Source organism: Streptomyces sp. TRM64462, from assembly GCF_013362995.1.
Taxonomy (GTDB): Bacteria; Actinomycetota; Actinomycetes; order Streptomycetales; family Streptomycetaceae; genus Streptomyces.
The window spans coordinates 1-7415 of the sequence record NZ_JABWDV010000438.1 but is presented as its reverse complement, the minus strand read 5'-3'; the positions used below and the strand labels follow the sequence as shown (position 1 = coordinate 7415).

Below are 7415 nucleotides of genomic sequence, written 5' to 3'. Positions count from 1 at the left end.
CCGTCGCGCCACCGGAAGGGGTGAATGGGAGTAACTTTCGCGCGCCGGTTGCGTTCCGTTGCGCTAAAGCCGCATTCCACTACGCAGCGTCAGGCTGCGGCCATCCTCCAGCGCTCCCGCACGAGCACTGCGGTCAGCCGGTCAGCCGGTCAGGGGTCACCCGGTCAGCCCGCCGGGTACACCCAGGGATTGGGACGGCACGTGATCCCGTCGATCTCCAGGGTCTTGGTCTGCTGCTGCATCACGGGCGCGAGGGCGCCCTGCTTGCGGCACGTCTCGTGGTTGTGGCCGAGCCGGTGGCCGACCTCGTGATTGATCAGCATCTGCCGGTAGGCGAGCATCGCGTCGGCGCCGTAGGTCTCCGCGCCCTGCGCCCAGCGATAGGCGTTGATCATGATGCGCTGCGTGGCGGCGGAGTCGCAGGAGACGTTGTCGACGGTCGTGTCGAGCCCGGACTTCGCGCACCACACACCGGTCGTACCGGGGCTGGCGAGCGTGATGACGAAGTCCGCCTGGCCGCTGGATATCCGCTCGAACGTCATCACACCGCCGTGCGCCCAGCTGCGGTCGTCGTTGAGGGTCTTCTGCACGGCGTCGGCGAACAGCTTGCCGTCGAGCCCGAGGCCCTTCTCGACGTCGACGCGGTAGCGGATCTTCTCACCCTTGCCGGGCGCCGGGTCCGCACCCGGTACGGCCTCGAAGTCGCCGGACCCCTTCAGCTTCGGGTCGATGGGGAACTGCCGGGCCATCAACTGCTCGTACGTAGGCGGCCGCTGCGACGGCGTCGCGCCGGGAGCGGACGGGGAGGACGCGGGGGGCGGGGCGGACGGGGCGGCGCCCTGCGGAGGCGTGGGCCGCTGGTCGGAGCGGGACGCGGCGTCGCCGGTGGAGCGTTCGGGGGCGTCGGCGGACTGCGCGGCCCGGTCGTCCTGCGTGCCGGTGTCGGTGACCTGTCCGGCGACGACGATCGCCAGGACGGTGGTGACGGCGGCCGCGGAGATCCCGGTGAAGGTACGGCCCATGCCGCCCATGCCGCGTTTACGGTCACCGTCGGCGGCGTCGTCATCGCCCCCCACCCGCACGGAGTCCGGCTGCTCCACTTCCGCCTGAGAAGAATCCGCGTCGAACGCCTCGACGAACTCGCGGCGCGGCCCGGGCACCCGCGGCGGACCCTGAGCGATCCGCCGCTGCGGACCGGTCTCCTGCGGCGCGGCCGTGTAAGGCGCAGCGCCCCAGCCGCCGCCCGGCTCACGCTGCTCGGGATGCCCGCCGCGCACATGCTGCGCCCCGTAGCCGTACTCGTACCCGTATCCGTATCCGTAAGCCCCGGGTTCCGCGTACTGAGGCACGGCCTGCGCCCCCGCAGCGGAAGCAGAAGAAGAGGGCGAAGGAGAGGAAGGAGAGGAAGGAGAAGAAGGAGCCCCCGCAGCCCTGCGGCGGCGCCCGGTCCCCGGCGCGGCCGCTGCCGTCTGTGCGCCCGGCGCGGCCGAGGTGCCCCGTTGACCTGCGGCGGCGCCCCGGTCCGCGGGCGCCGGGCCCTTGCGGCTGTGTCGTCCCACGCCCCGGATCAGCTCCCCGCCCTGTCGTCACGGTCGCGGTCACCGTACTCGACGATGAGCTCGCGCACCGCCCTGGCGACCGCCTCCGGGTACTCCATCATGGCGACGTGCCCGGCGTCCGGGAGCGTCAGCAGCCGCGAGTCCCGGAACGCGGCGGCGGCCCGGCGGGCCATCCGGTACGACACGAGCTGGTCGCGTCCGCCGTACACCAGCAGCGTCGGGGCGAGCACCCGCTCCGCCTGCCGCCACAGGTTGTGCTGGCCGCCCAGCGTGTACGCGTCGACGATGCCGCGCGCCGAGCGGGCGGTGGCGTCCCAGAAGTAGGGGAGCTGGAGCCGCCGCTCCATCTCCTCGACCGCGGCGCGCAGTCCCTCCTCGGTGACGCGACGGGGGTCCCCGTAACAGAGGGAGAGCACGCCCCGTACGCGCTGCTCGGGCGTCCAGTCCTTGGTCAGCCGGGCGAAGAGCCGCGCCACGCCCGGCACGGCGAGCAGCGCGGTGGGCCACGCGCTCCGCTGGGCGCGCAGCTCGGGCAGCGCCGGTGAGACGAGCGTCAGGGTACGGACCAGGTCCGGGCGGACGGCCGCGACGCGGGTGGCGACCGAGCCGCCGAGCGAGTTGCCGATCAGGTGGACCGGGCCACGGCCGCCGGCGTCCAGGAACCGGATGACGGCACGGGCGTGGCCGGTCACCGAGTAGTCGCCGTCGTCGGGCGGCGGCGAGTCGCCGAAGCCGGGCAGGTCGACGGCCTCGCCGTCCAGGAGGTTCTGGAGGTGCGGCATGAGTGCCGACCAGTTCTGCGAGGAGCCGCCGAGCCCGTGCACGTACAGGGCGGGGGCTCTCCGCGCGAGCGCCTCGGCGTTCCCGTCCGGGGCGGCGGGCGGGCGGAACCGCACGTTCAGCGTCAGCCCGGGCAGTGTCACGGAGCGCAGTTCCTCACCCTCCCCGACCCGTACGGTGTGCACCCGGGGAGCCGTGGCTGCGGTGACGGACGCGGGCAGCTCGGTCGAAGACATGCGGCAATGTTACGAGACGATCACGCCCGGCCCGGTGTGTTCGCCGTCACAGATCGTATAGCGCCGGGGAGGGGTACCCCATAGGCTCGTACCGAGGGCATCAGCCCGGGCCTGCGCCCGGAGGAAAGGGGACCCCATGACCGTCGACCCCACCGATCCCGAGACGCGTACGGAGCCCAGCGGGGACAGCGGCGCGGCCGCCGCCGTGCTGGACGAGGAGCTGGACGAGGAGACCCCCGAGGCCGACGCCGCGGAGCAGCACACGGACCTCCAGCAGCGCGAGGACGACCCGCTGACCCGGATCGATCCGGCGACGGCGAACGAGGCGGACGCCGTGGAGCAGGCACGCGTGGTCGCCCTTGACGAGGACGACTATCGCTGACCGTCGCCGACCGGACGGACACCACGTTGCTGACACCACGTTGCGGGCGTTTGGGGCGGTTTGACGGAGTTCGGCCGTACCGTCGCGTAGTTCAAGGTTGAAGCTCCACCTACCGTCGGCGTCCGGTACGTGAAATTCTGCGCTCGCAGCGCGCACAGCCGGGTTACCCAAAAGTACGATGGCGGGCGCGGCGCACAGCGCATTTGGATCGATTTTGGGAGGCGGCGTGACAGCCATCGAGCAGACAGAGGCAGCACGCCCGAGAGGCACACGCCTGCCGCGCCGAGCCCGACGCAATCAGCTCCTGGGGGCTGCCCAGGAGGTCTTCGTCGCCCAGGGTTACCACGCGGCCGCGATGGACGACATCGCCGAGCGGGCGGGTGTCAGCAAGCCGGTGCTGTACCAGCACTTCCCCGGCAAGCTGGAGCTCTACCTGGCCCTCTTGGACCAGCACTGCGAGTCGCTGCTCCTGGCGGTCCGCACGGCGCTGGCCTCCACGACGGACAACAAGCAGCGCGTGGCCGCGACGATGGACGCCTACTTCGCGTACGTCGAGGACGAGGGCGGCGCGTTCCGGCTGGTCTTCGAGTCGGACCTGACGAACGAGCCCGCGGTGCGCGAGCGCGTGGAGCGGGTGTCGCAGCAGTGCGCGGAGGCGATCTCCGAGGTGATCGCCGAGGACACGGGCCTGTCGAAGGACGAGTCCATGCTGCTCGCGGTGGGACTGGGCGGTGTCTCCCAGGTCGTGGCACGGCACTGGCTGGCCAGCGACTCGCCGGTCCCGCGTGACCGTGCGGTGCAGCTGCTGACCTCGCTGGCGTGGCGGGGCATCGCCGGCTTCCCGCTGCACGGCGCCGAGGGGCACTGAACGGCCGCTGAACGGCCAATGAGCGGCTGGTGAGCGGCCACTGAGCCGCGTTCGGGGCCGTGTTCGCTCCTGGCGTGCACGGCCGGGCCGTGAGCTGTCGCCTCTCCGGGCTAATGTGGCTGCGTACGGCGCGGCTGACCGCGCATCGCTGACCGTTCGGAGGGACAAAGCCGTGGAGGTCAAGATCGGCGTGCAGCACGCGCCCCGGGAGATCGTTCTGGAGAGCGGGCAGTCCGGCGAGGAAATCGAAGCCGCTGTGGCCGACGCGCTGGTCGGCAAGGCCCAGCTGCTCAGCCTCACGGACGAGAAGGGCCGCAAGGTGCTCGTGCCGGCGGACCGGCTCGCCTATGTGGAGATCGGTGAGCCCGCGACGCGCCGCGTCGGTTTCGGCGCGCTCTGAGGAGCGCAGCGCACCAGGCACAGCGGAACGCAGCACAGCGAGAGGCCCGGCGGGGGCGTAACCCCGCCGGGCCTCTCGCTGTCACAACCCGCCCCCGGCCCCCGGACCCGATCCCCGGGCAACGGCTGAGCCGACCGGGTGACTCGCGGCCCGGGGCGTGAGGGCCGCAGGGGACGGTGGCGGCACGGCGGGGAAGGGCATTTCCGGTGGTCATCGGGGCACTTGGGAGGGTTGCGTTCCGCGTGCTCCGGGTAGGACGGGCTACGACCGTTCTGCCCGCCCCGCCGTCCGCGAGGTGATGCGTGTGTTCTGGGAAGCCATCGGCTCCGTCCTCCTCGGACTCGCCCTTTCCTGGGCAGCCCTCCACCGGCTGGCCGACCGACTTCCGCAGCGTCGTACGGTGCTCGTGACCGGAGTGCTGGGCGCGCTGTTCGGCGCACTCGTCACGCACGCGGCGCTCGGCCCCGGCTACGTGCTGGGCACGCTGCTCGGGGCGGCGGTGATCAGCGCCGTACTGCTGTCGCTGCTCATCCGCCCGGCGGGCCGCCGGCTGCGCAGATCAGCGGCGGCCTGACACCCGGCGCCGCCGCCCGCCACCGACCGACACGACACCCCACCCTGACGACGAGGACGACGAGAACGAGTTAGAAGGCAGGGTCAGGACGCCAGCCCCAGCGCGGCCATGCGCTTCGTGTGCGCCTTGGTGATCCGCGAGAACATCTCCCCCACGGCCGCCAGGTCGAACCCGTCCGCGACACCGCCGACCAACATCGTCGACAGCGCGTCCCGCTCCGCCACGACCCGCTGGGCCTGCGACAGGGCCTCGCCCATCAGCCGCCGCGCCCAGAGCGCGAGCCGCCCGCCGACCCGCGGGTCGGCCTCGATCGCGGCCCGTACCTTCTCCACGGCGAAGTTGCCGTGCCCGGTGTCGTCGAGGACGGCCAGCACCAGCGCGCGGGTGTCGGAGTCGAGGCGGACGGCGACCTCGCGGTAGAAGTCGCTGGCGATCGAGTCACCGACGTACGCCTTGACCAGGCCCTCCAGCCAGTCCGACGGGGCGGTCTGGCGGTGGAAGTCGTCCAGGGCCTTCGCGAACGGCTCCATGGCGGCGGTCGGCTCGACGTCGATCGCGGCGAGCCGGCCGCGGAGCTGCTCGAAGTGGTGGAACTCGGCGGACGCCATCTTCGCCAGCTCCGCCTTGTCGGCCAGGGTCGGCGCGAGCTTCGCGTCCTCGGCGAGCCGCTCGAAGGCCGCCAGCTCGCCGTACGCGAGGGCACCGAGCAGGTCCACGACGGCCGCGCGGTACTGGGGGTCCGCGGAGGCGGCGGCCCAGTCGAGGGCGGCGATCCCGGTCGGTTCTTCGGCGGCAGTGGCGTTGTCAGGCGTCTCCATGAAGCGCACAATAGCCCGCCGGCCGCACCCCTGAAGGCGCTGATCAGTCAGTGTGACGTCCCCCTCCTTGTGAATTGGCCCAACACACCTGCGCGAATCCGGGGTACAGTGATAAAGCGCCTGTCGAGTATGCGGACACGTACGGAGATGTATGTACGCACTCGGGAGGCCGTTTCATGAATGAGGATGCCCGGTCGGTGGCCCGATCGGCTCCGACCCGACAGCCCTCCGTGCGCCATCGCACATGAGGGGCCCTCAGCGGTATGACGCTCGAGCGACGGCAGTGGTCCTGCGCCACCCGGCTGTGATCTCGCGGTCTGCGGCCGGACAAGGATCCGGCGCGGTAAGACCCCCAGCGTTCGCCTCATGCCGCGGCTCACAGAAGAGGCGACACCCTGACTACGCAGCGTACGACTTTCCGAGAGCTCGGGATCATGCCCGAGACCGCCGAGGCCCTTGAGGCCGTCGGCATCATCACGCCCTTCCCCATCCAGGAGATGACCCTCCCGGTCGCGCTCTCCGGCACCGACGTCATCGGGCAGGCCAAGACCGGCACCGGCAAGACCCTCGGTTTCGGTCTGCCGCTGCTGGAGCGCGTCACCGTCCCGGCGGACGTCGAGGCGGGCCGCTCCCGCCCCGAGGAGCTGACCGAGGCGCCGCAGGCGCTGGTCGTCGTCCCGACGCGCGAGCTGTGCACGCAGGTCACCAACGACCTGCTGACCGCCGGCAAGGTCCGAAACGTCCGCGTTCTCGCGATCTACGGCGGCCGTGCGTACGAGCCGCAGGTCGAGGCCCTGAAGAAGGGCGTCGACGTGGTCGTCGGCACCCCGGGCCGGCTGCTCGACCTGGCGGGCCAGAAGAAGCTGGACCTGTCCCACATCCGCACGCTCGTGCTCGACGAGGCGGACGAGATGCTCGACCTGGGCTTCCTGCCCGACGTCGAGAAGATCATCAACATGCTTCCGCCGAAGCGCCAGACGATGCTGTTCTCGGCGACCATGCCGGGCGCGGTCATCGGCCTGGCCCGCCGCTACATGTCGCAGCCCACGCACATCCGCGCCACCGCGCCGGACGACGAGGGCGCGACGGTCGCCAACATCAAGCAGCACGTGTACCGCGCCCACTCCATGGACAAGCCGGAGATGGTCGCCCGCATCCTGCAGGCCGAGACCCGCGGGCTCGCGATGATCTTCTGCCGTACGAAGCGTACGGCCGCCGACATCGCCGAGCAGCTGGAGCGGCGCGGCTTCGCGTCCGGCGCCGTCCACGGCGACCTCGGGCAGGGCGCCCGCGAGCAGGCGCTGCGCGCGTTCCGCAACGGCAAGGTCGACGTGCTGGTCTGCACCGACGTCGCGGCGCGCGGCATCGACGTCGAGGGCGTCACGCACGTGATCAACTACCAGTCGCCGGAGGACGAGAAGACGTACCTCCACCGGGTGGGCCGCACGGGCCGCGCCGGCGCGTCCGGTACGGCGATCACGCTGGTCGACTGGGACGACATCCCGCGCTGGCAGCTCATCAACAAGGCGCTGGAGCTGGACTTCAACGACCCGGTCGAGACGTACTCGACGTCCCCGCACCTGTACGCGGACCTGGGCATCCCGGAGGGTACGAAGGGCGTGCTGCCGCGCGCCGAGCGGACCCGGGCGGGCCTGGACGCGGAGGAACTGGAGGACCTGGGCGAGCCGGGCGGTCGTGGCGGTCGCCGCCGCGAGCGCGCGAAGCCCGAGGAGGAGCGCCCGGCGCGCACCCGTACGCCGCGGCAGCGCCGGCGCACCCGGGGCGGTACGCCCCTGGG

At 71.9% G+C, this 7415-nt stretch carries 8 protein-coding genes; 5 read left to right on the top strand and 3 right to left on the bottom strand.

From position 1 onward, the window contains the following. Nucleotides 1–164: 164 nt before the first annotated feature. Both HTZ82_RS28125 and HTZ82_RS28120 read right to left on the bottom strand, forming a co-directional pair. Nucleotides 165–1559, bottom strand: coding sequence for a DUF3152 domain-containing protein (locus HTZ82_RS28125; RefSeq protein ID WP_175412195.1), 1395 nt, complete (start codon nt 1557–1559; stop codon nt 165–167). A gap of 8 nt (nt 1560–1567) precedes the next feature. Further along, nucleotides 1568–2575: an alpha/beta fold hydrolase gene (locus HTZ82_RS28120; protein ID WP_175412194.1), complete on the bottom strand. Its 1008-nt coding sequence runs from the start codon at nt 2573–2575 to the stop codon at nt 1568–1570. 136 nt (nt 2576–2711) lie between these two features. Between HTZ82_RS28120 and HTZ82_RS28115 the strand changes: the two genes are divergently transcribed. The 4 genes from HTZ82_RS28115 (at nt 2712) to HTZ82_RS28100 (ending at nt 4799) form a co-directional block, all read left to right on the top strand. Beyond that, nucleotides 2712–2957 carry a hypothetical protein gene (locus HTZ82_RS28115; protein WP_175412193.1) on the top strand — a complete coding sequence of 82 codons (246 nt, stop codon included), beginning with the start codon at nt 2712–2714 and terminating at the stop codon, nt 2955–2957. A gap of 226 nt (nt 2958–3183) precedes the next feature. Then, nucleotides 3184–3825, top strand: coding sequence for a TetR/AcrR family transcriptional regulator (locus HTZ82_RS28110; protein WP_175412192.1), 642 nt, complete (start codon nt 3184–3186; stop codon nt 3823–3825). Nucleotides 3826–3997: 172 nt separating this feature from the next. After that, nucleotides 3998–4225, top strand: coding sequence for a DUF3107 domain-containing protein (locus HTZ82_RS28105; RefSeq protein ID WP_175412191.1), 228 nt, complete (start codon nt 3998–4000; stop codon nt 4223–4225). A 304-nt stretch (nt 4226–4529) separates the two neighbouring features. Continuing rightward, the gene (locus HTZ82_RS28100; RefSeq protein WP_175412190.1) at nt 4530–4799 is read left to right on the top strand and encodes a hypothetical protein; all 270 of its coding nucleotides are present in this window, start codon (nt 4530–4532) and stop codon (nt 4797–4799) included. A gap of 83 nt (nt 4800–4882) precedes the next feature. Here the strand turns inward: HTZ82_RS28100 and HTZ82_RS28095 are convergent, their stop codons facing one another. Continuing rightward, on the bottom strand, nt 4883–5617 hold the full coding sequence (locus HTZ82_RS28095) for a ferritin-like fold-containing protein (RefSeq protein ID WP_175412189.1): 735 nt from the start codon (nt 5615–5617) through the stop codon (nt 4883–4885). Between the two features lie 434 nt (nt 5618–6051). On the opposite strand from HTZ82_RS28095, the gene HTZ82_RS28090 reads away from it, so the two are divergent. Next, nucleotides 6052–7415: DEAD/DEAH box helicase (locus tag HTZ82_RS28090; RefSeq protein WP_254712167.1), on the top strand; the 1364-nt coding region annotated here is incomplete at its 3' end.

Excerpts from the sequence above, each read along its gene's own strand:
- HTZ82_RS28120 (WP_175412194.1), bottom strand. The coding sequence starts at position 2,575 with ATGTCTTCGACCGAGCTGCCCGCGTCCGTCACCGCAGCCACGGCTCCC.
- HTZ82_RS28115 (WP_175412193.1), top strand. The coding sequence starts at position 2,712 with ATGACCGTCGACCCCACCGATCCCGAGACGCGTACGGAGCCCAGCGGG.
- HTZ82_RS28095 (WP_175412189.1), bottom strand. The coding sequence starts at position 5,617 with ATGGAGACGCCTGACAACGCCACTGCCGCCGAAGAACCGACCGGGATC.